The organism is Verticiella alkaliphila (genome assembly GCF_018904615.1).
Lineage (GTDB): Bacteria > Pseudomonadota > Gammaproteobacteria > Burkholderiales > Burkholderiaceae_B > Verticiella > Verticiella alkaliphila.
In genome coordinates, this window is sequence record NZ_JADCNH010000034.1 from 1 (window position 1) to 25,058 (window position 25,058).

The 25,058-nt window shown below is 64.8% G+C and carries 18 protein-coding genes and 2 pseudogenes; 8 read left to right on the top strand and 12 right to left on the bottom strand.

The genetic code is table 11. From position 1 onward, the window contains the following. From IMZ29_RS17525 to IMZ29_RS17565, 9 genes and pseudogenes are all read right to left on the bottom strand, one after another. The coding region (locus IMZ29_RS17525; protein WP_305852520.1) for a biotin/lipoyl-containing protein at nt 1-277 on the bottom strand (277 nt) is incomplete at its 3' end. Between the two features lie 101 nt (nt 278-378). Continuing rightward, nucleotides 379-3,249, bottom strand: a complete 2,871-nt coding sequence (locus IMZ29_RS17530; protein ID WP_216186490.1) for a 2-oxoglutarate dehydrogenase E1 component — start codon at nt 3,247-3,249, stop codon at nt 379-381. Nucleotides 3,250-3,494: 245 nt separating this feature from the next. Then, nucleotides 3,495-4,805, bottom strand: a complete 1,311-nt coding sequence (gltA, locus tag IMZ29_RS17535) for a citrate synthase (RefSeq protein ID WP_216186492.1) — start codon at nt 4,803-4,805, stop codon at nt 3,495-3,497. Nucleotides 4,806-4,829: 24 nt separating this feature from the next. After that, on the bottom strand, nt 4,830-5,096 hold the full coding sequence (locus tag IMZ29_RS17540) for a succinate dehydrogenase assembly factor 2 (protein WP_216186494.1): 267 nt from the start codon (nt 5,094-5,096) through the stop codon (nt 4,830-4,832). After that, nucleotides 5,096-5,813: pseudogene (locus IMZ29_RS17545) on the bottom strand (succinate dehydrogenase iron-sulfur subunit). Before IMZ29_RS17545 ends, IMZ29_RS17540 begins: the two are co-directional and overlap by 1 nt. 13 nt (nt 5,814-5,826) lie before the next feature. Then, nucleotides 5,827-7,605: a succinate dehydrogenase flavoprotein subunit gene (gene sdhA, locus IMZ29_RS17550; protein WP_216186495.1), complete on the bottom strand. Its 1,779-nt coding sequence runs from the start codon at nt 7,603-7,605 to the stop codon at nt 5,827-5,829. Between the two features lie 3 nt (nt 7,606-7,608). Continuing rightward, nucleotides 7,609-7,995 carry a succinate dehydrogenase, hydrophobic membrane anchor protein gene (gene sdhD, locus IMZ29_RS17555; protein WP_216186497.1) on the bottom strand — a complete coding sequence of 129 codons (387 nt, stop codon included), beginning with the start codon at nt 7,993-7,995 and terminating at the stop codon, nt 7,609-7,611. A 2-nt stretch (nt 7,996-7,997) separates the two neighbouring features. Next, on the bottom strand, nt 7,998-8,423 hold the full coding sequence (gene sdhC / locus IMZ29_RS17560; protein WP_216186499.1) for a succinate dehydrogenase, cytochrome b556 subunit: 426 nt from the start codon (nt 8,421-8,423) through the stop codon (nt 7,998-8,000). 133 nt (nt 8,424-8,556) lie between these two features. Continuing rightward, nucleotides 8,557-9,360 (bottom strand): GntR family transcriptional regulator, encoded by an 804-nt coding sequence (locus IMZ29_RS17565; RefSeq protein WP_216186501.1) that lies wholly within the window; start codon nt 9,358-9,360, stop codon nt 8,557-8,559. 203 nt (nt 9,361-9,563) lie between these two features. Between IMZ29_RS17565 and IMZ29_RS17570 the strand changes: the two are divergent. Both IMZ29_RS17570 and prpB read left to right on the top strand, forming a co-directional pair. After that, nucleotides 9,564-10,552, top strand: a pseudogene (locus IMZ29_RS17570) (malate dehydrogenase). 150 nt (nt 10,553-10,702) lie between these two features. Next, the gene (prpB, locus tag IMZ29_RS17575) at nt 10,703-11,596 is read left to right on the top strand and encodes a methylisocitrate lyase (RefSeq protein WP_216186503.1); all 894 of its coding nucleotides are present in this window, start codon (nt 10,703-10,705) and stop codon (nt 11,594-11,596) included. Between the two features lie 767 nt (nt 11,597-12,363). Here prpB and IMZ29_RS17580 read toward each other — a convergent pair. Then, nucleotides 12,364-13,518 (bottom strand): death domain-containing protein, encoded by a 1,155-nt coding sequence (locus tag IMZ29_RS17580; protein WP_216186505.1) that lies wholly within the window; start codon nt 13,516-13,518, stop codon nt 12,364-12,366. A gap of 223 nt (nt 13,519-13,741) precedes the next feature. Then, nucleotides 13,742-15,202 carry a short-chain fatty acyl-CoA regulator family protein gene (locus IMZ29_RS17585; protein ID WP_216186507.1) on the bottom strand — a complete coding sequence of 487 codons (1,461 nt, stop codon included), beginning with the start codon at nt 15,200-15,202 and terminating at the stop codon, nt 13,742-13,744. Nucleotides 15,203-15,385: 183 nt separating this feature from the next. On the opposite strand from IMZ29_RS17585, the gene prpC reads away from it, so the two are divergent. From prpC to IMZ29_RS17610, 5 genes are all read left to right on the top strand, one after another. Then, the gene (gene prpC / locus IMZ29_RS17590; protein ID WP_216186509.1) at nt 15,386-16,540 is read left to right on the top strand and encodes a bifunctional 2-methylcitrate synthase/citrate synthase; all 1,155 of its coding nucleotides are present in this window, start codon (nt 15,386-15,388) and stop codon (nt 16,538-16,540) included. A gap of 23 nt (nt 16,541-16,563) precedes the next feature. Beyond that, nucleotides 16,564-19,158: a Fe/S-dependent 2-methylisocitrate dehydratase AcnD gene (gene acnD / locus IMZ29_RS17595; RefSeq protein ID WP_216186511.1), complete on the top strand. Its 2,595-nt coding sequence runs from the start codon at nt 16,564-16,566 to the stop codon at nt 19,156-19,158. Between the two features lie 10 nt (nt 19,159-19,168). Beyond that, the gene (gene prpF, locus IMZ29_RS17600; protein WP_216186512.1) at nt 19,169-20,359 is read left to right on the top strand and encodes a 2-methylaconitate cis-trans isomerase PrpF; all 1,191 of its coding nucleotides are present in this window, start codon (nt 19,169-19,171) and stop codon (nt 20,357-20,359) included. A gap of 249 nt (nt 20,360-20,608) precedes the next feature. Then, entirely contained in the window at nt 20,609-21,466 is an 858-nt protein-coding gene (locus IMZ29_RS17605; RefSeq protein WP_216186515.1) for a TauD/TfdA dioxygenase family protein, read from the top strand. Nucleotides 21,467-21,521: 55 nt separating this feature from the next. Then, the gene (locus IMZ29_RS17610) at nt 21,522-22,469 is read left to right on the top strand and encodes a Bug family tripartite tricarboxylate transporter substrate binding protein (protein ID WP_216186517.1); all 948 of its coding nucleotides are present in this window, start codon (nt 21,522-21,524) and stop codon (nt 22,467-22,469) included. Between the two features lie 15 nt (nt 22,470-22,484). Here the strand turns inward: IMZ29_RS17610 and IMZ29_RS17615 are convergent, their stop codons facing one another. Then, complete coding sequence (locus tag IMZ29_RS17615; RefSeq protein WP_253207219.1) at nt 22,485-23,474, bottom strand: LysR family transcriptional regulator; 990 nt, start codon at nt 23,472-23,474, stop codon at nt 22,485-22,487. 50 nt (nt 23,475-23,524) lie between these two features. Here IMZ29_RS17615 and IMZ29_RS17620 point away from each other — a divergent pair, with 50 nt between their 5' ends. Beyond that, the gene (locus tag IMZ29_RS17620) at nt 23,525-25,051 is read left to right on the top strand and encodes a CoA-acylating methylmalonate-semialdehyde dehydrogenase (protein ID WP_216186519.1); all 1,527 of its coding nucleotides are present in this window, start codon (nt 23,525-23,527) and stop codon (nt 25,049-25,051) included. Nucleotides 25,052-25,058: the final 7 nt, after the last annotated feature.

Genomic DNA, 25,058 nt, shown 5'->3' on the forward strand with positions numbered 1-25,058 from the left:
GCGGGCACGCGGCGGCCGGGGCAGCAGCGGCCTTGGCGGCGGAGTCGATACGGGCGATCAGCTCGCCCGAGGTCACCGAGCTGCCGTCACCCTTGACGATCTCGGCCAGCACGCCGGCCGACGGCGCGGGCACTTCGAGCACGACCTTGTCGGTCTCGATCTCGATGAGGATCTCGTCGATGGCGACGGCTTCACCGGGCTTCTTCTTCCAGGTGAGCAGCGTGCCTTCGGCAACGGATTCAGACAGTTGGGGGACGACGACGTCGATGTTGGCCATGGCGGGAATTCCTTAATCTGCGAAAAGACAATGCGGCGAAACAGCAAATCTGCGGCAAGCCAGGGCGCACCCCGCACGGGATGCACCCTGCTGAAACAGGATCAGCGGGTCAGCGCCACTCCTTTGAACTTGCCGAAAGCCTGTTCGATCAGTGCCTTCTGCTGTTCCTGGTGCTTGGCCAGGTAACCGACCGCGGGCGACGCCGACGGCGGACGACCGGCGTAGCCGAGCTTCTGGCCAGCACTCATGTTCTCGAACAGGTGGTGCTGGATGTAGAACCAGGGACCTTGGTTCTGCGGCTCATCCTGCGTCCAGATGAGTTCGGTGGCGTTCGGATAGCGCTTGAGCTCTTCGGACAGCGACTTGTGCGAGAACGGGTAGAGCTGTTCGACACGCAGCACGGCGACGTGGCTGGCTTCGCGCTCGGTGCGGGCGTTGATGAGGTCGTAGTAGACCTTGCCCGAGCACAGCACGACGCGCTTGACGTTCTCGTCCTGGATGTTGGCGTCGACTTCACCGATGATCGGCTTGAACTGGCCCGTGGCGAGATCGGCCAACGGGGAGCCTGCATCCTTGTTGCGCAGCAGCGACTTCGGCGTGAAGATCACGAGCGGCTTGCGGAACGGACGGATCATCTGGCGGCGCAGCAGATGGAAGATTTGCGCGGCGGTGGTGGGTTGCACCACTTGCATGTTGTTGTCCGCGCACAGCTGCAGGAAGCGCTCGATGCGGCCGGACGAGTGCTCCGGGCCCTGCCCTTCGTAGCCGTGCGGCAGCATCATCGTGAGGCCGGATTGACGGCCCCACTTGGCTTCGCCGGAGCTGATGAACTGGTCGATCAGCACTTGCGCGCCGTTCACGAAGTCACCGAACTGGGCTTCCCAGATCACGAGCGTGTTGGGCTCGGCGGCCGAGTAGCCGTATTCGAAGCCCAGCACCGCTTCTTCGGACAGCACCGAATCGATCACCGTGAACGCGGCCTGGTTCTCGGCGACGTTCTGCAGCGGGATGAAGGAGCCGTCGTTCCACTTCTCACGCTTCTGGTCGTGCAGCACGGCGTGACGGTGGGTGAAGGTGCCGCGGCCGGCGTCCTGACCGGTGATGCGCACGGGGTAACCCGAGGCCACCAGCGAGGCGTAGGCCAGGTGCTCGCCCATGCCCCAGTCCAGGTTCTGCTCGCCCAGCGCCATGTTGCGACGGTCGTTGATGACCTTCTGCACGATGGGGTGGACGTTGAAGCCTTCGGGCACCGTGGTGATGCGCTCACCCAGACGCTTCAATTCGGCCAGCGGCACGGCGGTGTCGGCGGCGTCCGTCCACTTGCGATTGAGGAACGGCGACCAGTCGACGGCGTACTTGCCCTTGTAGTCGGTGAGCACGGGCTCGATCGTGCGCTGACCATCGTCCATCAGGCGACGGTATTCAGCGACCATCTCGTCGGCTTCGCCTTCGCTCAGCACGCCCTGGGCTTCGAGCTTCTCTGCAAAGCGCTTGCGCGTGCCGGGATGCTGGCCGATGCGCTTGTACATCAGCGGCTGGGTGATGGCGGGAGTATCTTGCTCGTTGTGGCCGAGCTTGCGGAAGCAGATGATGTCGATCACGACGTCATGCTTGAATTCGCGGCGGAAATCCAGCGCGAGCTGGGTCACGAACACCACGGCTTCCGGATCGTCGCCGTTCACGTGGAAGATCGGGGCCTCGATCATCTTGGCCACGTCCGTGCAATACAGCGTGGAACGCGTGTCGCGCGGATCGGACGTGGTGAAGCCGATCTGGTTGTTGATGACGATGTGCAGCGTGCCGCCCGTACCGTAGCCGCGCGTTTGCGCGAGGTTGAGCGTTTCCATGACGACGCCCTGGCCGGCGAAGGCCGCGTCGCCGTGCACCAGCACCGGCAGCACCTGGCTGCCATCCTTGTCGCCGCGGCGTTCCTGACGGGCGCGGGCGCTGCCCTCGACGACCGGGTTGACGATTTCGAGGTGGGACGGGTTGAAGGCCAGCGACAGGTGGACGGGGCCTCCGGGGGTGGACACGTCGCTCGAGAAGCCCTTGTGGTACTTCACGTCGCCGTCGGACAGCTCTTCCTTGTACTTGCCTTCGAACTCGGCAAACAGATCGCCCGGCATCTTGCCGAGGATGTTCACGAGCATGTTCAGGCGGCCACGGTGAGCCATGCCGATGACGATTTCCTGGACCTGGTTCGAGCCCGCGTGCAGGACGACTTCGTCCATCGCGGCGATGAAGCTCTCGCCGCCTTCGAGCGAGAAGCGCTTCTGGCCGACGTACTTGGTGTGCAGGAAGCGCTCCAGGCCTTCGGCCTCGGTGAGCTGCTTGAGGATGTGCTTGCGCTTGTCGGCCGAGAAGGACGGGCTGCCCTGCGTGCTTTCCAGGCGCTGCTGCAACCAGCGCTTGACGGCCGGATTGCTGATGTGCGTCATTTCCGCGCCAATGGAGCGGCAGTACGTGTCACGCAGTGCCTTCACGATGTCGCGCAGCGTCATGTGCTCGGCGGTCGTGAAGTAGGTGTTCGTGGCCGAATAGACCTGGTCCATGTCGGCTTCGGTCAGGCCATAGAATTCCGGATCCAGTTCCGGGATCGCGGGGCGCTCCTGGCGCTGCAGCGGGTCGAGATCGGCCCAGCGCGAACCGAGCGAGCGGTAGGCGGCGATGATGGACTGGACGTGGACTTGCTTGCCGGCGACGGACAGATCGGCCTGCGGCTGCACGCGCGGCGCAAAGCCATTCTGGCGGGCGCGCTGGGCAAACGACTGGATGATCGGGGCGTGAGCGAAGTCGCGGGTGCTTTCCTGGCCGTCGACGGCAGGCGCCAGCTGGAGCTGGTCGAAGTACGCGCGCCACTTCTCCGAGACGGAGCCGGGATTGTCGAGGTATTGCTCGTAGAGCTCTTCGACGTACGGGGCGTTACCCGCAAACAAATAGGAAGTGGACTGACGTTCGGATTCAGAAGACATTTCTTACGCTTCACCTATCGGGTGTTTCACCCAAAACGATGCAGGACAAACCTTCCGCGTTACGGCCTGACCGGATGGCGGATAGCAAGTGAAAAGCAGAAGGCACCAACGCCGACATAAAGCCCCGGCGGATAAAACCAGGCCCAGCCGATTCCGGCTGGGCATTCTGACAAGGATAACACCCTTGTCATCTACGAAAAAGCCGCCTGGCAAGGCCAGGCGGCTTTTCGCAATGACACAACAGATCAGCGCTTGCCGATCTCAGCCACTTGACGCGGCTCGTGGCCGGTGAACAGCTGACGCGGACGACCGATCTTGAACTCCGGATCCGACAGCATCTCGTTCCACTGGGCGATCCAGCCCACCGTACGGGCCAGCGCGAAGATCGCGGTGAAGAGCGAGGTCGGGATGCCGATGGCGCGCTGGACGATGCCGGAGTAGAAGTCGACGTTCGGGTAGAGCTTGCGCTGCACGAAGTAGTCGTCTTCCAGGGCGATGCGCTCGAGCTCCATGGAGAGCTTGAAGAGCGGATCGTTCTCCAGACCCAGGGCCTGCAGCACTTCCTTGCACGTCTGCTGCATCAGCTTGGCGCGCGGATCGTAGTTCTTGTAGACGCGGTGACCGAAGCCCATGAGCTTGACGCCCGAGGACTTGTCCTTGACCTTCTCCATGAACTCGCCGACCTTCGCCACGCCGCCATTGGCCTGGATCTCTTCGAGCATGTTCAGGCAGGCTTCGTTCGCGCCACCGTGGGCCGGGCCCCACAGGCACGCCACGCCAGCGGCGATGGCCGCGAACGGGTTGGTGCCGGAGGAACCGCACAGACGCACGGTGGAGGTCGAGGCGTTCTGCTCGTGATCGGCGTGCAGGATGAAGATGCGGTCGAGCGCGCGCTCGACGACAGGGTTCACCTTGTACTCTTCGCACGGCGTGGCGAACATCATGCGCAGGAAGTTGCCCGTGTAGGACAGGTCGTTCTGCGGGTAGATGAAGGGCTGGCCTTGCGAGTACTTGTACGCCATCGCCACGAGCGTGGGCATCTTGGCGATCAGACGGATCGCGGAGATGTGACGGTGACGCGGATTGTTGATGTCGGTCGAGTCGTGATAGAAGGCCGACATGCCGCCCACCAGGCCCGTCAGCACGGCCATCGGGTGCGCGTCACGACGGAAGCCGCGCAGAAAGAAATGCATCTGCTCGTTGACCATCGTGTGGTGCGTCACCTGATGGTCGAAGTCAGCCTTCTGATCCGCGTTCGGCAGCTCGCCGTTCAGGATCAGGTAGGCCGTCTCGAGGAAATCGCAATTCGTGGCGAGTTGCTCGATCGGGTAGCCGCGGTACAGTAGCTCGCCCTTGTCGCCGTCGATGTACGTGATGCCCGAGGCGCACGCGGCCGTCGACAGGAAGCCCGGGTCATACGTGAACATGCCGGTCTGGCCGTACAGCTTGCGGATGTCGATGACTTCCGGGCCCACCGAGCCTTCGTAGACCGGGAATTCGATGGCTTCGCCACCATCGGAGAAAGACAGCGTGGCTTTCCTGTCGGACAGTTTCATCTCGATTTCCTTTGAGAATGGGGGTTAAGCCGAGCGCAAGCCTTGCAGCAGGCCGCGCATCGTCGCTGTATCCAGCGCCTGCGACGGCTCTTTGCGCCCCAGGAGCAGGTCCAACAAATCGTTGTCGGACAGCTCCAGCAAGGCGGTCAATGCAGCCACGTCCTCGTCGGTGAGACGGGTTTCGTGGGCATCGAGGAACCGCGTGATGATCAGGTCATTCTCGAGCATACCGCGCCGCGCGCGCCAACGCAGGCGCAGGCGGTCGCGTTCGCTGAGCGTACCAGTGGTCATCACACGGCCCGCCGGACCAGCATTTCCTTGATCTTGCCGATCGCGAGCGCCGGGTTCAGGCCCTTCGGACAGACGTCGACGCAGTTCATGATCGTGTGGCAACGGAACAGACGGTACGGATCGTCCAGGTTGTCCAGGCGGCTGCCGGTGGCTTCGTCACGGCTGTCCGCGAGGAAGCGATAGGCCTGCAGCAAACCGGCCGGGCCGACGTACTTGTCCGGATTCCACCAGAACGAGGGGCAGGACGTGGAACAGCACGCGCACAGAATGCACTCGTACAGACCATCCAGCTCTTCGCGCGCCTCAGGCGTCTGCAGGCGCTCGCGCTCGGGGGGGCGGCGTATCGTTGATGAGATACGGACGCACCGAGTGGTACTGGTTGAAGAAGTGCGTCATGTCCACGATCAGATCGCGGATGACGGGCAGGCCCGGCAGCGGACGCAGCACGATGGGCTCTTTGAGTTCGAGCAGGTTCGTGGTGCAGGCGAGGCCGTTCTTGCCGTTGATGTTCATGGCGTCCGAACCGCACACGCCTTCACGGCACGAACGGCGGATGGCCAGGCTGTCGTCCACGTCGTTCTTGATGCGCACGAGGGCGTCGAGCAGCATCTTGTCGGTGGGCTCCAGCTCGACATCGAGCTTCTGCATGTACGGACGCTCGTCCCGATCCGGGTCGTAGCGGTAGATTTCGAACTTGACGATTCGTTTCTTGCTCATGGCTCGATCCTGCTCAGAACGTCCGCGCCTTGGGCGGGACAGACTCGACGGTCAACGGCTGCATCTGCACCGGCTTGTATTCCAGGCGGCTGTCGCTGGAGTACCAAAGGGTGTGCTTGAGCCAGTTCTCGTCGTCGCGGTTCGGATGGTCGTCCAGGGCGTGGGCGCCACGGCTCTCGGTACGCATGGCGGCCGACTTGATGGTCGCGCGAGCGACTTCGGTCATGTTGGCCAGCTCCAGCGCTTCGATGCGCGCGGTGTTGAACACCTTGGACTTGTCCTTGAAATAGATGTGCTTGGCTTGCTGGGCGAGCTCTTCGATCTGGCCCACGCCTTCGTTCAGCAGCTTCAACGTGCGGAACACGCCGCAGTGCGCCTGCATGGAGGCACGGATCGAGTTGCCGACGTCCTGCGTCTTCTCGCCGGAGGTGCGCGCTTCGAGCTGGGCCACGCGGTCCAGGGAGAAGTTGAGCGACTCCTGCGGCACCGGCTGGTGCGAACGCTGACGTTCCGGGTGCGAGGCCACGATGTGGTTGCCGGTGGCGCGACCGAAGACGATCAGATCCAGCAGCGAGTTCGTGCCCAGGCGGTTGGCGCCGTGCACCGACACCGCGGCGCATTCGCCGATGGCGTACAGACCGTTCACGATCTTGTTCTGGCCGTTTTCGTACGTCAGGACCTGGCCGTGGTAATTGGCCGGGATGCCGCCCATCTGGTAGTGGATGGTGGGCACGACCGGGATCGGTTCCTTGATCGGGTCGACGTTGCCGAACTTGATCGCGATCTCGCGGATCGAGGGCAGACGCTTGTTGATGACGTCCGCGCCCAGGTGATCGAGCTTCAGGACGACGTAGCTGCCGTCCGGACCGCAGCCACGGCCTTCCTTGATTTCCTGGTCCATCGAGCGCGACACGAAGTCACGCGGGGCCAGATCCTTCAGGGTGGGCGCATAGCGCTCCATGAAGCGCTCGCCATCCTTGTTCAGCAGGATGCCGCCCTCGCCACGCACGCCCTCGGTGATGAGCACGCCCGCGCCGGCCACGCCGGTCGGGTGGAACTGCCAGAATTCCATGTCCTGCAGCGGGATGCCGGCACGCGCCGCCATGCCCAGGCCGTCACCGGTGTTGATGAAGGCGTTGGTCGAGGCTGCCCAGATCCGGCCGGCGCCGCCCGTGGCGAGCACGGTGGTCTTGGCTTCGAGGATGTAGATGTCGCCCGTTTCCATTTCGAGGGCGGTCACGCCCACGACGTCGCCCGCATCGTTGCGCAGCAGGTCCAGCGCCATCCATTCGACGAAGAACTGGGTGCGCGCAGCGACGTTGCGCTGATAGAGCGTGTGCAGCAGCGCGTGGCCGGTACGGTCGGCCGCGGCACAGGCACGCTGCACGGGCTTCTCGCCGAAGTTGGCCGTGTGGCCGCCGAACGGACGCTGATAGATGGTGCCGTCCGGGTTGCGGTCGAACGGCATGCCGAAGTGCTCCATCTCGTAGACGGCGCTCGGCGCTTCGCGGCACATGAACTCGATGGCGTCCTGGTCACCCAGCCAATCGGAGCCCTTGACCGTGTCGTACATGTGCCAGAGCCAGTTGTCCTCGCTCATGTTGCCCAGCGAGGCGCTCACGCCACCCTGTGCAGCCACGGTGTGCGAACGCGTGGGGAACACCTTGGACAGCACGGCGACGGACAGGCCGGCCTGGGCCAGCTGCAGCGAGCAGCGCATGCCGGCACCACCGGCACCCACGACCACCACGTCGAACTGGCGGCGCGGCAAAGAAGAATTGACAGCGACCACGGCTTAGAGACTCCAGAGAATGTTCGCGGCATACACGACGACGCCGAGCAGCCAGAGGATGGTCAGCACCTGCAGCAGCAGGCGGATGCCCGTGGGCTTGACGTAGTCCATCCAGATGTCGCGCACGCCGATCCAGGCGTGATAGGCGGTGGCGATCACAGCCAGCGTGGCCAGCAACTGCCCCGTCGGGAAGGCGCCCGTGCGGAAATTGAAGAGGTGCACCCAGGTTTCGTAGGTGAAGGCCGGCGCGAGTAGCGCCATGACACCCAGCACCAGCGTGTAGATGACCAGGATGACGGCCGTCACGCGTTGGGCGATGAAGTCCTTCACGCCATAGTGGGCGCCGACGACCAGGCGGCGCGAGCCGATCTTTTCAGGAGAGGCAGCCATGATCAGAAGGCTCCGAACAGTTTGAGAGCGAACACGGCGGTCAGGGCCAGGCTCACGACGAAGACGATGCCGGCGCTGCGCTTGCCGCCTTCCTTGGTCATGCCCATGTGCAGATCAAGAAGGAGGTAGCGGATGCCCGCACAGAAGTGATGCAGGTAGGCCCAGATCAGCACGAGCAGGACGAGCTTGCTGATCGGGTGCGCGGCAAAGGCACGGAAGCCTTCGAAGCCAGCCGGCGAGCTCACGCTCATCTGGAACAACGGCAGCAGCAGCACGGGCAATGCCAGGAACAGCAGAGCGCCGCTCACGCGGTGCAGGATCGACAGCTTGCCCGCGAGCGGCAGGCGGTAGCTGAGGATCTGGGGAACGGTGATGTTGCGAAACTCTTTGCGCGGCCTGGCAGCCGGAGTCGCGGTTGTGTTGGACATGAGAGACTACCTCGGGATGGAGAAAGCAGGCTGGCGACCTGGCACGTTTTCAAAGCTAAACGCGCTATTGTCGCCCATTGGCCCACCCGTATCAACTCGTACCATTTTATTGAGAATCACTATCGGGCAGGCTTCAGTTCATGCTGTTGCGGTAGTGGTGGCGATCCGTGCGGTACAGACCGCGACGGAATTCGACGGGACGCCCACCATAGGTAAAGGACACCCGATCCACCTGCATCAGCGGGGTGCCCACGGGCACCTGCAATACGTCGGCCGTGAGCGGCTCGGCCGCCACGGCACGCAATTTCTCGTCAGCCCGGATCATGCTCACGCCAAACCCGGCTTCGAAGAAGGCATACAGCGGCCCTTCGTTGCGCGCGAGACGCTCCTGAGTGAGCCCGCGAAAGAGCGCGCCCGGCAGCCAGATCTCGTCGAACACGGTCGGGATGTCGCCAAAGCTCAGCACCCGGCGGATGAGCACCGCGCTGTCGCCTGCGCGCAATTCCAGGCTACGGGCGACGTCCTGCGGGGCGCGCACGCGGCGGCACTCCAGGATGCGGCTCTGCGCCGGCGCAGGCTCCCCCTCGTCAGGGGCCAGACGCAGGAAACGATAGCGCACGCGCGCTTCATTGTGCGTGGCGACGAACGTGCCCTTGCCCTGACGGCGCAGCAGCACGCTTTCGGCCGCGAGCTCGTCGATGGCCTTGCGCACCGTGCCCTGGCTCACCTGAAAGCGCGCCGCAAGTTCGAGCTCGCTCGGGATGGATTCACCGGGCTTCCACTCGCCGCGATCCAGGCTCTGCACGAGCAGATCCTTGATCTGACGGTACAGCGGGCTGAAAGCCGCACCACCCGTGGCGAGCGCGCGTGCGGGGGCGCCGGACGCAGAAGCGTCGGAGGCACGAGGTGCGCGCACGGAAGGGTCGGAGCTGGCCATGGGCCGCGATTGTGTCACAGCAGGACATGACTGTCCAACTTCTGACAAAAGATATCTTATATAAGATACAAGACCATTGACGCTGTCCGCAGGGTTCACTATGATGCCGACGCGGAGTTAAACTGCGCGGTCGGTCGTGGCGTCGCCGCCCGCTTCGGGCGCCCCACGCGGCGTTTTCCTTCGCACTCTTACCGGAGATATTCATGTCCAAACCCGCCAAGCGCGTCGCCGTCACCGGCGCCGCCGGCCAGATCGGCTACGCACTGCTGTTTCGCATCGCTTCCGGCGAAATGCTCGGCAAGGACCAGCCCGTCATCCTGCAACTGCTCGAGATCCCCGACGAGAAGGCGCAGAAGGCCCTGAAGGGCGTGATGATGGAACTCGAAGATTGCGCGTTCCCCCTGCTGGCCGGCATGTCCGCCCACAGCGATCCGCGCGAAGCCTTCAAGGATGCCGACGTGGCCCTGCTCGTGGGCGCCGCCCCCGCGGCCCCGGCATGGAGCGTAAGGACCTGCTCAAGGTCAATGCCCAGATCTTCACGGCTCAGGGCAAGGCCCTGAACGACGTCGCCAGCCGCGACGTGAAGGTCCTGGTCGTGGGCAATCCGGCCAACACCAACGCCTACATCGCGATGAAGTCGGCCCCGGATCTGCCGGCCAAGAACTTCACCGCCATGCTGCGTCTGGACCACAACCGCGCTCTCTCGCAACTGTCCACCAAGGCCGGCGTGGCCGTGGCCGACATCGAGAAGCTGGTCGTGTGGGGCAACCACTCGCCCACCATGTACCCGGACATCCGTTTCGGCTCGGTCAACGGCAAGGCGCTGAAGGACCTGGTCAACGACGACGCCTGGAACAAGGACACCTTCATCCCCACCGTCGGCAAGCGCGGCGCGGCCATCATCGAAGCCCGTGGCCTGTCCTCGGCTGCCTCGGCCGCCAACGCTGCCATCGACCACGTGCGTGACTGGGTCCTCGGCTCCAACGGCAAGTGGGTCACGATGGGCATCCCGTCGGATGGCTCCTACGGCATCCCGGAAGGCATCATCTACGGCTTCCCCGTCACCACGCAGAACGGCGAGTACACGATGGTCAAGGACCTCGAGATCGACGCCTTCTCGCGCGAGCGCATGGATTTCACGCTGAACGAGCTGCTCGAAGAGCGCGACGGCGTGAAGGACCTGCTCGGCTAAGCCTGCCTGACGCCAAGGCTCCGCGCGGCGTCGCCGCGCGCGGGTGCGCCCCGGGCTCCGATCGTCATCGGGCCACCCGGGCGCCCCGGCCGGGGCGGCAGCGGGCCCACCAAGGTTTGCTGCTTCATCACACCAACACCTGGAGACCCTATGTCCCGCCCCGAATCCGCTGGCGCCCGCTTTCGCGCCGCCCTCGCTGCCGAGAAGCCTCTGCAGATCATCGGCGCCATCAACGCCAATCACGCCCTGCTCGCCAAGCGCGCCGGCTTTCGCGCCATCTACCTGTCCGGTGGCGGCGTGGCCGCGGGTTCCCTGGGCCTGCCCGATCTGGGCATCAACACGCTGGACGACGTCCTGACCGACGTGCGCCGCATCACCGACGTGTGCGATACGCCGCTGCTGGTGGACATCGACACGGGCTTTGGGCCCTCGGCGTTCAACATCGCCCGCACCGTCAAGAGCCTCATCAATTTCGGCGCGGCCGCCTGCCACATCGAAGACCAGGTCGGCGCCAAGCGCTGCGGTCATCGCCCCGGCAAGGAAATCGTCTCCACGCAAGAGATGGCCGACCGCGTGCGCGCTGCTGCGGATGCCCGCACCGATTCGGATTTCTTCATCATCGCCCGCACGGATGCCATTGCCTCGCACGGCGTGGATGCCGCCATCGAGCGCTCGCTCGCGTGCGTGGAAGCCGGTGCCGACGCGATCTTCGCCGAAGCCGCCTACGATCTGCCCACCTACGAGCGGTTCGTGAAGGAAGTGAAAGTGCCCGTGCTCGCCAACATCACCGAGTTCGGCAAGACGCCGCTCTTCTCGGTGGACGAGCTGAGCAGCGTGGGCGTGGGCATGGTGCTCTACCCGCTCTCGGCCTTCCGCGCCATGAACAAGGCCGCCGAGAACGTCTACACGGCCATCCGCCGCGATGGTCACCAGAAGAACGTCATCGACCAGATGCAGACGCGCGAAGAACTCTACGATCGCATCGGCTACCACGAGTTCGAATCGCGCCTGGACGCGCTGTTCGAGCAATCCAAGGGCAAGTGATGTCCACCGGGCGGCCGCCCGGCTGCCCCCACCGCCCCGGGTCCTGACGACGTTGGGCCCGCGGCGTAGGGCGCGAATGCGCTCAGGTGCCCGTTCGCCTGCGAAATTCAGTACCGCCTCACTTGAGGACGTGATAGATGATGACTTTTGGCCGCGTTGCGCGAAGTGGCGAAACCTACGGTCCATCATGATCAGACTCTGCAGGCACACAGAGTTTCCCAAGCTCTTGCCATCCCGACACGTAGATAGCTGCGTCTTTTGCCCTCGTCGACCGAATCAGCCCTGATTGCGCGGTGTCGCTGACGGCGACAAATCCCGCCGCTCAGCAGAGACGGACACACTGGAAAGGGAACCCAAGAGCACAGGATAAAGGTATGACCATTATGCCTGCGTCACTGCCGCTATGGGCTAGCCGAAGACTCTGAGCACAGTTTGGAAACGGTCGTTGTCGGCCGCTATGGCAACAAAGAGCGAACACGTCGCTACCACTACAGCAACCACCGTCAGCCACTCCATCCTTCTTTGTGCTCGAAGGCTTTCACGCACCGCCAGCACGCCCGAAAGCTGCTCCGAATAATCCCTCAGAGCGCGTTCCTCATCAACGACACTTGCAGCCAAGAATCGAGTCCGCCCCTGAAGAAACTTCGCCAAGCTTCGGTCAGCCGATTTGCTGTCCCAATTCGGTGAGGAGAAACCCGCACATTCAGTCTGATAGTAGATAGTCTGCTTAGCTCGTTCTAGCAACTCAGCAGCGACAGCAGGGGTACCTAATGATCGATCAAAAAAGCCTGTATTTTGTCCAACGCGCTAGAGGGATTTCGTCGGCCAGCCCCATGCATTGCGAATTCTGAGCGGCTAATTTTCAAGTCTTTGGACACCTCTTTGAGAAAGGCTATCGCTGCATGGTTTACCAAAATGCCATCTAGGGCCTCATGGCCGAAGTTTGCATAAGCGCGCGCACTGCGCTCTCCCCAAATACGCAAAATTTCATCCGGAACCTGTGAGGTACAAAGGTTAACGAGCAAATGATTGCTATCTTCTATCCAGGGGGCTGACTCAGCAGCGAAATGAAGGCCGGGGTGCGCCTGGTGGGTCCACACATCAAATTTCGATGGATAGCCGAAGAGGCGCCTCCAATCTCTGGGAATATTTTCGGCGTCGAGTAAGTTAGTGAATTGCGTCGACACTAGCTCTGCGGTTGGCAAGCGATCAGAAGGAAGCTTAGAAAAGAACCCCGGCAGATGCTCTCTAAACCAATTGTAAGCTACAAATCTCAGATCACCCCGAGCTTTCCTCAGGGCACGAGATTTTAAGTTCTCTGGATTCAAGATGAAAACAGAAGTCGCCCCTCTCCTTCTTTCCCTTTGCGACGTTCGATCCCTAAGAAGCTCGCATTCGTAGACCCGCGCCAACTCTTCTTTAAGAACGAAACCGATAAGCAAGCACGTAAGAGAGGGCGTTAATTGAAAGATGCGAACCAATAGATAATCCACTCCATTTGGAATGACCGCATGATTACCTACGCCGATAAACCTTTTCGCCCGACCCTCGTCGGATACATGCCCGACGTTGTACCAAGCGCCCGCGGCACCGTAGTTGCGTTGCTGGCGTATCCAGTGGTGGGCCCCCTCTTCTGCAGGTCGCCCGAACCCTGCAGTCCAGTTAAGACGATCAAGGCGCTCGTAAAGATTGTCGACCTCTCTTGGCCCATATAGCTCCATTCCCCAGATCACGGCAGCACGCAGGCACTCACCTTCTGGAACGCGCGAGAACTCGTTGTGCTTACGGTCGATTTCGTCGAAGTCGACGGCATCGTGCTCACAGAGAGCAGGAATAAAATTCGGTAATAATAGGTGCGCTTGCCAGTGCAGCTTTCTTTTAAAACGCCGCAACAAACTCGAATCCGAATTACTGAACTTCATTTATTTCGACTCCGTGCGCCCGCCGAAATCTCCGATTTCCAGCGAGTGAATCAATCTCAAAGATCGACACCCAAGCGAACTTCCATGCTTCATTAGCAACCTCCGCCTTTCCATAGGAACAATTGGTCGCCGCGATTCAGACACTATAAGACTAAGAGGCCATTCGCATCCAACTCGGCATTTAGCATAGGACGGTTGTGGGGAACAGGCGCACGCCGCGCGCTCAGCCCACGGCATAAGGCGCGAACGCGCTCACGTTTTCGTTCGCCTGCAATTCCCGCCCCACATACGGAAACGCCCGCTGCGGACACGCCAGCCGCTCGCACACGCGACAGCCCATGCCGATGGGCGTCGGCACGTCGGGATCCGTGAGATCCAATCCCTTCGCATAGATCAGCCGGTGCGCATCAGCCACATCGCAACCCAACGCCACGGCGAACGTCTGGCTCGGTTGACCAAAGCCCGTGGAGGGCCGCGCCACCGTGCGTGCCACCCAGAGGTAGGTGCGACCATCCGGCATGCGCGCCAGCTGCCGCAGGATGCGGCCCGGGTGCGAGAAGGCCTCGTAGACGTTCCAGAGCGGACAGGTGCCGCCCACGCGTGAGAAGTGGAAATGTGCCGCTGATTGGCGCTTGGACACGTTGCCCGCGCGATCCACACGGATGAAGAAGAACGGCACGCCCTGCCCTGGCGGGCGCTGCATGGTGCTCAGGCGGTGGCACACCGTCTCGAAACTCACGCCGAACTGCGCGGCGAGGCGGTCGATGTCGTAGCGCAGCGTCTTGGCTGTGGCCAGAAAGCGCCCTGCGGGCAGGATCAGGGCTGCGGCAAAGTGGTTGGCGAGGCCGACGCGCACCAGGCGGCGCACCGGCTCGGCGGAAAAGCGTGGCGCATCGGCCATGCGGTCCAGCGTGTCGCCACACTCCAGGAAGGCCAGTTGCACCGCCAGCTGGAAGGCCTGCTGGCCCGGCTCCAGCAGTGGCGAGACCGCCAACTGCCGCGTGGCGGGATCGAAGCGGCGCCGCACCTCGGTGTCCGGCGGCAACAGCACGAGCGTGATGCCATGTCGCTCGCGCAGGCGCTGAGCAAGCTTGGGCAGCACCTCGGCGGGCGGCAGCCCGGTCAATCCCCAGGCCGCATGGCACTGCTCCGCCTGCCCGTCGAGCTCGGCGAAGTGGTTGTGATGCGTGAAGAAGAAGTCGCGCGCTTCCTCGTAGGGCTGGGCGCGCATGGGCATGGTGACGCGGCCATCCTGCTCCGCATCCCCTGCCCGGTCCGAAAGATCTGCTACGGTCTCCAGACGATCGACTGCCTCCCGGTGCCGCCGGTGCAGCTGGATCAGCGCCCGCCCCACCGCCGGCATGCTGGCCGCGATCTCGCGGATCTCTGCGAGCGAGATGCGGGCGTCATCGTGGCCGCCCACCGCCGAGGCCGGCATGGTGGCCGCCACTTCGCGCAACGCGGCCACCATACGGGCTTCCTCGTCGTCCGAGAAGGCCTGCGCATCCACGCCGAAGACTTCGCCCAAACGCAGGAGCACCGGCATGGTGAGCGGCCGGTGATTCTGCTCAAGCTGGTTGAGATAGCTGGCCGACAGGCCGAGCGTGCGCGCGAGCGCCGCCTGGGTGAGGTTGTGCTCCTCGCGCAGACGGCGCAGCCGCATGCCCATGAACACCTTGCGCATGACAAAACCAGGTTGCGAATGTCAGCTCGCAGGATATTCGCAAACTTCGCAACCGGCAAACGCGGCCTTTGCGAATGTTCGCCTCGTTGGCCGTGACAGCACTGGACCCCTTGCGTAGACTGCGAATCCTGCCTGCCCTGCTATCGTCAGGGTGAACGACAACACCGATCAGGAGACCAGACCATGAGCGACACCCCCACGACGACCGGCTTCAAGCCCAAGAAATCCGTTGCCCTCTCCGGCGTGGTCGCGGGCAACACCGCCTTGTGTACGGTGGGCCGCAGCGGCAACGATCTGCACTACCGCGGCTACGACATCCTGGACATCGCCAAGACGAGCGAATTCGAAGAGATTGCCTACCTGCTGGTGCACGAGAAGCTGCCGACGGCCGCTGAACTGACCGCCTACAAGGCCAAGCTCAAGGCCTTGCGTGGCCTGCCCGCGCAGCTGCGCGCCGTGCTCGAGACCCTGCCGGCCGCGAGCCACCCGATGGACGTGATGCGCACCGCCGTGTCCGTGCTGGGCTGCGTGCTGCCCGAGAAGGAAGACCACAACATCCCCGGCGCGCGCGACATCGCCGACCGCCTGATGGCAAGCCTGGGCCCCGCCCTGCTCTACTGGTATCACTACGCCTTCAACGGCAAGCGCATCGAGATCGAGACGGACGACGACAGCATCGGCGGCCACTTCCTGCACCTGCTGCACGGCCAGAAGCCGTCGGACGAGTGGGTCAAGGCGATGCACATCTCGCTCATCCTCTACGCCGAGCACGAGTTCAATGCGTCCACCTTCACGAGCCGCGTCGTGGCGGGTACGGGCTCGGACATCTACTCGGCCATCACCGGCGGCATCGGCGCCCTGCGCGGCCCGAAGCACGGCGGCGCCAATGAAGTCGCCCTGGAGATCCAGCAGCGCTACGCCACGCCGGACGAAGCCGAAGCCGACATCCGTCGCCGCGTCGAAGCCAAGGAAGTCGTGATCGGCTTTGGCCACCCGGTCTACACCGTGAGCGATCCTCGCAACGTCGTCATCAAAGAGGTGGCGCACAAGCTTGCGAAGGCGCAGCGCAACACCAAGATGTACGACATTGCCGAGCGCCTGGAATCGGTGATGTGGGAAGTGAAGAAGATGTTCCCGAACCTGGACTGGTTCTCGGCCGTGAGCTATCACCTGATGGGCGTGCCCACCGCCATGTTCACGCCGCTTTTCGTGATCGCGCGCACCGCCGGCTGGTCCGCCCACGTGATCGAGCAGCGCATCGACAACAAGATCATCCGCCCCACGGCCAACTACACCGGCCCGGAAGACCAGAAGTTCGTGCCGATCAGCAAGCGCTGAGCAGGCCTGCGGACGCCATCGCCATGAATACTGACTACCGCAAGCGCCTGCCCGGCACCGATCTGGATTACTTCGACGCCCGCGAGGCCGTCGATGCCATCGAACCGGGCGCCTGGGCCAAGCTGCCCTATACCTCGCGCGTGCACGCCGAGAATCTCGTGCGCCGCTGCGATCCCGCCATGCTGGAACAATCGCTGCGCCAACTGATCGAGCGCCGTCGCGATCTGGACTTTCCTTGGTACCCGGCGCGCGTGGTGTGCCACGACATCCTCGGCCAGACGGCCCTGGTGGACCTGGCCGGCCTGCGCGACGCCATCGCCGAGAAGGGCGGCGACCCTGCCCTCGTGAACCCCGTGGTGCCCACGCAGCTGATCGTGGACCACTCGCTCGCCGTCGAGCACGCCGGCTTCGAGAAGGATGCGTTCGAGAAGAACCGCGCCATCGAAGACCGTCGCAACGATGATCGCTTTCACTTCATCAACTGGACGAAGACCGCGTTCAAGAACGTGGATGTGATCCCGCCGGGCAACGGCATCATGCACCAGATCAACCTGGAGCGGATGTCGCCCGTGATCCACGCCAAGGACGGCGTGGCCTATCCGGACACGCTGGTGGGCACCGACAGCCACACGCCGCACGTCGATGCCCTGGGCGTCATCGCCATCGGCGTGGGCGGCCTGGAAGCCGAGAACGTCATGCTGGGCCGCGCCTCCTGGATGCGCCTGCCCGACATCATCGGCGTCGAGCTCACGGGCCGGCTCGCCCCTGGTTCCACGGCCACCGATCTCGTGCTGGCGCTCACCGAGTTCCTGCGCAAGCAGAAGGTGGTGTCCGCCTATCTGGAGTTCTTCGGGGATGGCGTGCCCAGCCTCACGCTGGGCGATCGCGCCACGATCTCGAACATGACGCCGGAGTACGGCGCCACGGCGGCGATGTTCAGCATCGACCAGCAGACGATCGACTACCTGCGCCTGACGGGCCGCGACGACACCCAGGTGGCGCTCGTGGAAACCTACGCCCGTGTGGCCGGCCTCTGGGCCGATGATCTCGCCACGGCCGAGTACGAGCGCGTGCTGCGCTTCGATCTGTCGTCCGTGCAGCGCAATATCGCTGGCCCCTCGAATCCGCACCGCCGCGTGGCCACGAGCGAACTCGCCCAGCACGGCATCACGGGCGCGTACGCGGAAGAACCCGGCCTCATGCCGGACGGCGCCGTCATCATCGCCGCCATCACGAGCTGTACGAACACCAGCAACCCGCGCAACGTGATCGCCGCGGGCCTGCTTGCACGCAACGCCAACCGCCGCGGCCTCACGCGCAAGCCGTGGGTGAAGAGCTCGCTCGCACCGGGCTCCAAGGCGGTGGAACTTTACCTGCAGGAAGCCGGCCTCCTGCCCGAACTCGAAGCCCTGGGCTTTGGCATCGTGGCCTTTGCCTGCACCACCTGCAACGGCATGAGCGGCGCGCTGGATCCGGTGATCCAACAGGAGATCATCGACCGGGATCTGTACGCCACGGCCGTGCTCTCGGGCAACCGCAACTTCGACGGGCGCATCCACCCCTACGCGAAGCAGGCGTTCCTGGCGTCGCCGCCGCTGGTCGTGGCCTATGCGATCGCCGGCACCATCCGCTTCGACATCGAGCGTGACGTGCTGGGCACGGACGCCGAGGGCAAGCCGGTGACGCTGCAGGACATCTGGCCCACGGACGAGGAAATCGACGCGCTGGTGGCATCGAGCGTCAAGCCCGAGCACTTTCGCAAAGTCTACGAGCCAATGTTCGCCATCAGCGCGGCAAGCACCGAAGCCACGCCCCCCCTATACGACTGGCGCGGACAAAGTACCTACATTCGTCGTCCGCCGTACTGGGAAGGCGCGCTGGCCGGCGAGCGCACCCTCAAAGGCATGCGCGCGCTCGCCGTGCTGGGCGACAACATCACCACCGACCACCTCTCGCCCTCGAACGCCATCATGGCCGACAGCGCGGCAGGCGAGTACCTGACGAAGATGGGCGTGCCCGAGGAGGACTTCAACTCCTACGCCACCCACCGGGGGGATCACCTCACGGCGCAGCGCGCCACCTTCGCCAACCCCAAGCTCATCAACGAGATGGCGGTGGTCGATGGCAAGGTGAAGCAAGGCTCGCTCACGCGCCTGGAGCCGGAAGGCAAGGTGGTGCGCATGTGGGAAGCCATCGAGACCTACATGGAGCGCAAGCAACCCCTCATCATCATCGCAGGCGCGGACTACGGCCAGGGTTCCTCGCGTGACTGGGCAGCCAAGGGCGTGCGTCTGGCGGGCGTGGAGGCCATCGTGGCCGAAGGCTTCGAGCGCATCCACCGCACCAACCTGGTCGGCATGGGCGTCCTGCCGCTGGAGTTCCTCCCGGGCACCACGCGCACCACGCTGGGCCTGGACGGCACGGAGACGTACGACGTGGTGGGCGAGCGCACGCCGCGCGCCACGCTCACCCTGGTCGTGCATCGCCGTGATGGCGAGCGCCTGGAGGTGCCGGTGACCTGTCGCCTGGACACGGCCGAGGAAGTCTCGATCTATGGCGCAGGCGGCGTGCTGCAACGGTTTGCCCAGGATTTCCTGGAAGCCAACGCGGCCGCGTAAGGAGAATCCTATGGCACATGCACCCCAGATCCGCGTTCCGGCCACCTACATGCGCGGTGGCACGAGCAAGGGCGTCTTCTTTCGCCTGGACGAGCTGCCCGCGAGCGCCCAGACACCGGGCGCCGCGCGCGATGCCCTGCTCTTGCGCGTGATCGGCAGCCCGGACCCCTACGGCAAGCAGATCGACGGCATGGGCGGGGCCACGTCCAGCACCAGCAAGACGGTGATCCTGTCGCGCAGCACGCGCCCCGGACACGACGTGGACTACCTCTTCGGCCAAGTCTCGATCGATCGCAACTTCGTCGATTGGAGCGGCAACTGCGGCAATCTGTCTGCCGCAGTCGGCCCGTTTGCCGTGAGCCACGGCTTGATCGATGCCGAGCGCATCCCGGAGAACGGCGTCGTCACCGTCACCATCTGGCAGGCCAACATCGGCAAGACCATCGTCGCGCACGTGCCCATCACGAACGGCGCCGTGCAGGAGACCGGGGATTTCGAGCTCGACGGCGTGACCTTCCCGGCCGCCGAGGTGCAGCTGGAATTCATGGATCCCGCCGCTGACGACGACGATGGCGGTGGCGCCCTCTTTCCGACCGGCAATGTCGTCGACCAGCTCGAGGTGCCCGGCGTCGGCACCTTCGCGGCCACGATGATCAATTCGGGCATCCCGACGATCTTCGTGAATGCGGCTGACATCGGCTACACCGGCACGGAACTGCAGGACGCCATCAACGGCGACGCAGCGGCCCTGGCGCGCTTCGAGACGATCCGGGCCCACGGCGCACTGCGCATGGGGCTCATCCAGGATCTGGCCGAAGCCGGCACCCGCCAGCACACGCCCAAGATCGCCTTCGTCGCGCCCGCCACGGGCTATACCGCGTCCAGCGGCAAGACGATTGCGGCCGGCGACGTGGATCTCGTCGTGCGCGCGCTGTCCATGGGCAAGCTGCATCACGCCATGATGGGCACGGCAGCCGTGGCGATCGGGACGGCCGCCGCCATCGATGGCACGCTGGTGAACCGCGCGGCGGGCGGCGGCGAGCGCGAGGCGGTGCGCTTCGGCCACCCCTCCGGCACGCTGCGCGTGGGCGCCCAGGCCCAGCGCGTGAACGGGCAATGGACGGTCACCAAGGCCATCATGAGCCGCAGCGCCCGCGTACTGATGAGCGGCTGGGTGCACGTCCCAGGCGACGCCTTCTGAGCCGAGAGGTCATGCTCAGCCTGCCTGAGCATGACCTACCGCACGTTTTCCCTAGGCATTGTTCACCCCCGCGAACAATCTTTTCAGGCTTTCGCCCTAGGCAGCCCACGGGGTTGTTCCTATAGTCATCCATAAGGGACGCCCGCACGACAAGACGTCCTCAGCCCTGCCCCGTGCTGGCCCATGTGCCGCGCGAGCGCGCAGGTGGCCGCGACCGATGCGCCTCACGCGCGCCCCAGGCCTGCCTCGATGACTTCCTCTTCTGCTGCGACGCCCCGGCTGCAACGGGATCCCATGACGTCCGGATTCGGCGCCTTCGTGCGCGGCGCGGATCTGCCGCATCTGGCCGAGCGCCCCGAGGCCGCCGCGCAAGTGCGCGCCTGGCTGGACGAGCATCAGGCCCTCGTCCTCACGGACGTGGACGTGGATCCCGAAACCTTCGTCGCCCTGGCGGGCACGTTGGGCCCCGTGCGGCCGGCGCGGGTTCGGCATCCCAGCCTGACCGGGCCGGCCGGCGAACACCTCTTTGTGAGCGTGCGTGAGGGGACGAGTGCCCCGCGCGCTGCCATGCCGGACGACGCGGGCCATGTCTGGCACGTTGACTACACCTTCGTCGACCCGCCACCCCGGCTCTCCATGCTGTACGCGAAGACCGCGCCCGAGGGCGGCAGCCGCACGTGGTTCGCCGACATGACGCGCGTCTACGCCGCGCTGCCTGCCGAGCTCAAAGCCAGGATCGACGGCCTTCAGGCCTGCCACTACTCGCACCCCCAGGGCGCGAACGAGCTCACCCCGGACACGCCACCGGTGCCCCTTGCCCAGCGCCAACAAGGCGTGCGCCATGCCCTGGTGATGCGTGACGACCATGGCACGCCCTTCCTGTGTCTGCCCGCCCGCCCGGATTCGCTGATCGACGGCCTCAGCGAGGGCGAGAGCCGCGCGCTGCTCGAGGCGCTGTGGCCGTACGTCTTCGCGCACGGGCAGATTTGGGACTACGAACTGAGGTCAGGCGAGATCCTGGTCTGGAATAACCAAAAGCTCATGCACAAACGAAGCGCATGGCCCACCCACGAGGAGAGACTGCTGTGGTTCCTGACGACACAATGAAAAAGCGGCCCGGCGAGGCACGCACACAGCCGGCCTCCGCGGGCGCCGGGCCACGATGCTGGCGCTGGCCGCCCTGGCCGCGCCAAGCGTGCTCCTGCCGCGCGCCGCCCGTGCGCAAAGCTGGCCCGATGGGCCCGTGCGCATCATCGTCCCCTTTGCTGGCGGCACGCCGCCCGATACGTATTGCCGGGTGTTCGGCGAGAAGTTGAGCCACCGCATCGGCCAGCCCGTCATCGTCGATCTGCGCCCCGGGGCCAGCACCACGATCGGCACGGCCTTCGCCGCCAAGGCGAAGCCGGACGGCCAGACAATTGCCTACCTCACCAACTCCTCGCTCACGGCGGCGCCCAATCTCTTCAAGTCGCTGCAATACGATCCGGAGAAGGATTTCTCGGCCATCACCGTGATGCTCGAATCCTACTTCTGCATCGGCGTGCGGCCCGAGGATGCTAAGCTCACGCTGCAGGACTTCGCCGAGCGCGTGCGCCAGAACCCGGGCAATGCGATGGGCGGGGGCAGCTCCACGGCAGAAGTCGCCAACATGCTGTTCACCAAGGCGGCCGGCCTGAACCACTCGTACGCGCGCTACAACTCCAACCAGTCGTACAACGATCTCTTTGGTGGCCGGCTGTCTGCCGTGTGGGCACCGCTCAATTCGGCGCTTGCCATGGCGCGCCAGGGCAAGCTGCACATTCTCGCCATCACCGGGCCGCGCCGCGTATCAGTGCTGCCGGACGTGCCCACGCTCAACGAGGTCTATCCCGGCGTGATCGTGGAGAGCTGGAGCGGCTTCTTCGTGCCGTCCAGTACACCGCGGCCGCTAGTCGCCACGCTGTACGAGCACGTGGATGCCGTGGTGCGCGATCCTGAGATCCAGGAGCGCGGCCGCCAGGATGGCACCCAGCCGCTCAAGCTCAGCCCGGAGCAATCGGACGCCTACGTGACCAAGGACTTCCCGCGCTGGAAGGACTTGCTCACGAGCGCCGGTATCGAACCCCAGTGAGGCCGAGCGAGACGATCAGACCGGGAACCCGGGCTGCATCGTCTCGCGCAGGTGTGCCACGAGCAGCTGCACGGCCCGTGGCACATGCACGCTGTACGGCCGGATCGCGTAGATCTGGCCGCCGAAGGCGCCCACCGAGCGCCAATCCGGCAGCACGCGACGCAACGCGCCGGCGGCAAGCGCCTGCGAGGCGCTGAAATCCGGCATCAACGCGATGCCGCAATCGGCGAGCGCCAGCTCGCGCAGGGTCTCGCTGTTATTGGCCGTGAACGTCCCGCGAATCGACACGCTCACCCGCTCGCCGGCCTGCTCTGGCTTCTCGAAGCTCCAGACCGGCGTCGTCGCGCCCCGCATGTAGTGCAGACAATTGTGCTGCCCCAGATCCGCCGGCGCGCGCGGCGTGCCCTTCTCTGCCAGGTAGGCCTCGCTGGCCACCAACACGGATTCGGTCGGGCACAAGGTCCAGGCCACGTGCGTATCGGGTACGGCCTCCACATGCCGGATGGCGAGATCGAAGCCTTCGTCCGCGAGCGAACTCAGCCGATCGGAGAGCTCCAGCTGGAGCTGGATCCCGGGATAGGCTTTCAGGAAGGACGTCATGTGCGGCACGATGTGCTGCCGGCCCAGGGCCACGGGCGCCGTCACGCGCACGGAGCCCGCGGGTTCGCCGGAGAGATCGCGCACGCTGGAGAAGCCCTGCTCGATCTGCACGAAGGCATCGCGCGTGGAGGCCACCAACTGCAGGGCAGCCTCCGTCAGCCGCACGCTGCGCGTGGTGCGGCGTACGAGCAGCAGCCCCGTGGCCTGCTCGAGCTCGGCAATGCGATAACTGACCGCAGCCTTGCTCACGCCCAGCCGCGCCGCGGCCGCCGTGAAGCTGCCTTCCACCTGGAGCACGCCCAGCCAGTGCAGGTGCGACCAGAGCGCGTCCACTTTCTTCGTCTTCATGCGGGCATTGTTCAGGATGCCAAACAGTTCGTCCAGTCCTGCGGCGTTGTCCCTCATCCCCCGCGCTTTTAGACTGGGGCATTGTTCAATCACCAGGGAAACGCATCATGGGCGCCATCGACACTCTCCGGACCGCCAGCCCCGTCGGCCATTTCATCGACGGGCGCGTGCACGCCGGCCAGAGCGGCCGGACGCAAGCCGTCTGGAATCCGGCCACGGGCACCGAGGCCACTCAGGTGACGCTCGCCACGGCCGACGAGGTCGACGCCGCCGTGCAAGCCGCGGCCCGCGCCTTCCCGGCCTGGGCGGACACGCCTGCCATCCGCCGCGCGCGCATCCTGAACACCTTCCTCGGCCTCTTGAACCAGCGCAGCGACGAACTCGCCGCGATCATCACCGCCGAGCACGGCAAGGTCTTCTCCGACGCCCAGGGCGAGGTGGCCCGAGGCATCGAGATCCTGGAGTTCGCGTGCGGCGCACCGCAATTGCTCAAGGGCGACTTCTCGGACCAGGCGTCCACCGGCATCGACAACTGGACGCTGCGTCAGCCCCTGGGCGTCGTCGCCGGCATCACGCCATTCAACTTCCCGGTGATGGTACCGATGTGGATGTTCCCGGTGGCGCTGGCATGCGGCAACACTTTCGTCCTGAAGCCCAGCGAGCGCGACCCGAGCGCCTCGCTCTTCCTAGCGGACCTGTTGCGCGAGGCGGGCCTGCCGCCCGGCGTCTTCAACGTGATCCAGGGCGACAAGACAGCGGTGGACGCCCTCCTCACCCATGACGAGGTCAAGGCCGTGTCGTTCGTCGGCTCCACGCCGATCGCCCGCTACATCTACGAGACGGGCGCGCGCCATGGCAAGCGCGTGCAGGCCCTGGGCGGTGCAAAGAACCACATGGTGGTGATGCCCGACGCGGATCTGGACAAGGCCGTGGACGCGCTCGTGGGCGCAGCCTACGGCTCGGCCGGCGAGCGCTGCATGGCCATCAGCGTGGCCGTGCTCGTGGGTGACGTGGCGGACCGTCTGATGCCGCTGCTGGCCGAGCGTACCCGCCAGCTTGTCATCAAGAACGGCATGGCGCCCGATGCCGAGATGGGCCCGGTGATCACGCGCGATGCGCTCGAGCGCATCGAAGGCTATATCGCCGCCGGCAAGGCCGAGGGCGCCGAGCTGGTGGTGGACGGGCGCGGGCACACGGTGCCGGGTCACGAAGCCGGATTCTTCATCGGCGGCACGCTCTTCGACCGAGTCACGCCCGACATGCGCATCTATCGCGAGGAGATCTTCGGCCCGGTGCTCGCCTGCGTGCGCGTGAACAATCTGGGAGAAGCCATCCACCTCGTCAACGGCCACGAGTTCGGCAATGGCGTGGCGTGCTTCACCCGCGATGGCGCCGTGGCGCACGAGTTCACGCGGCGCATCGAGGTGGGCATGGTGGGCATCAACGTGCCGATCCCGGTGCCCATGGCCTGGCAGGGCTTTGGCGGCTGGAAGAAGAGCCTCTTTGGCGACATGCATGCCTATGGCGAAGAAGGCGTGCGCTTCTACACGCGGCAAAAGAGCGTGATGCAGCGCTGGCCCGAGGGCGGCGCGGGCGGCGCGGAATTCGCGATGCCGTCGTCGCGTCAGGGCTAGGCCCAGA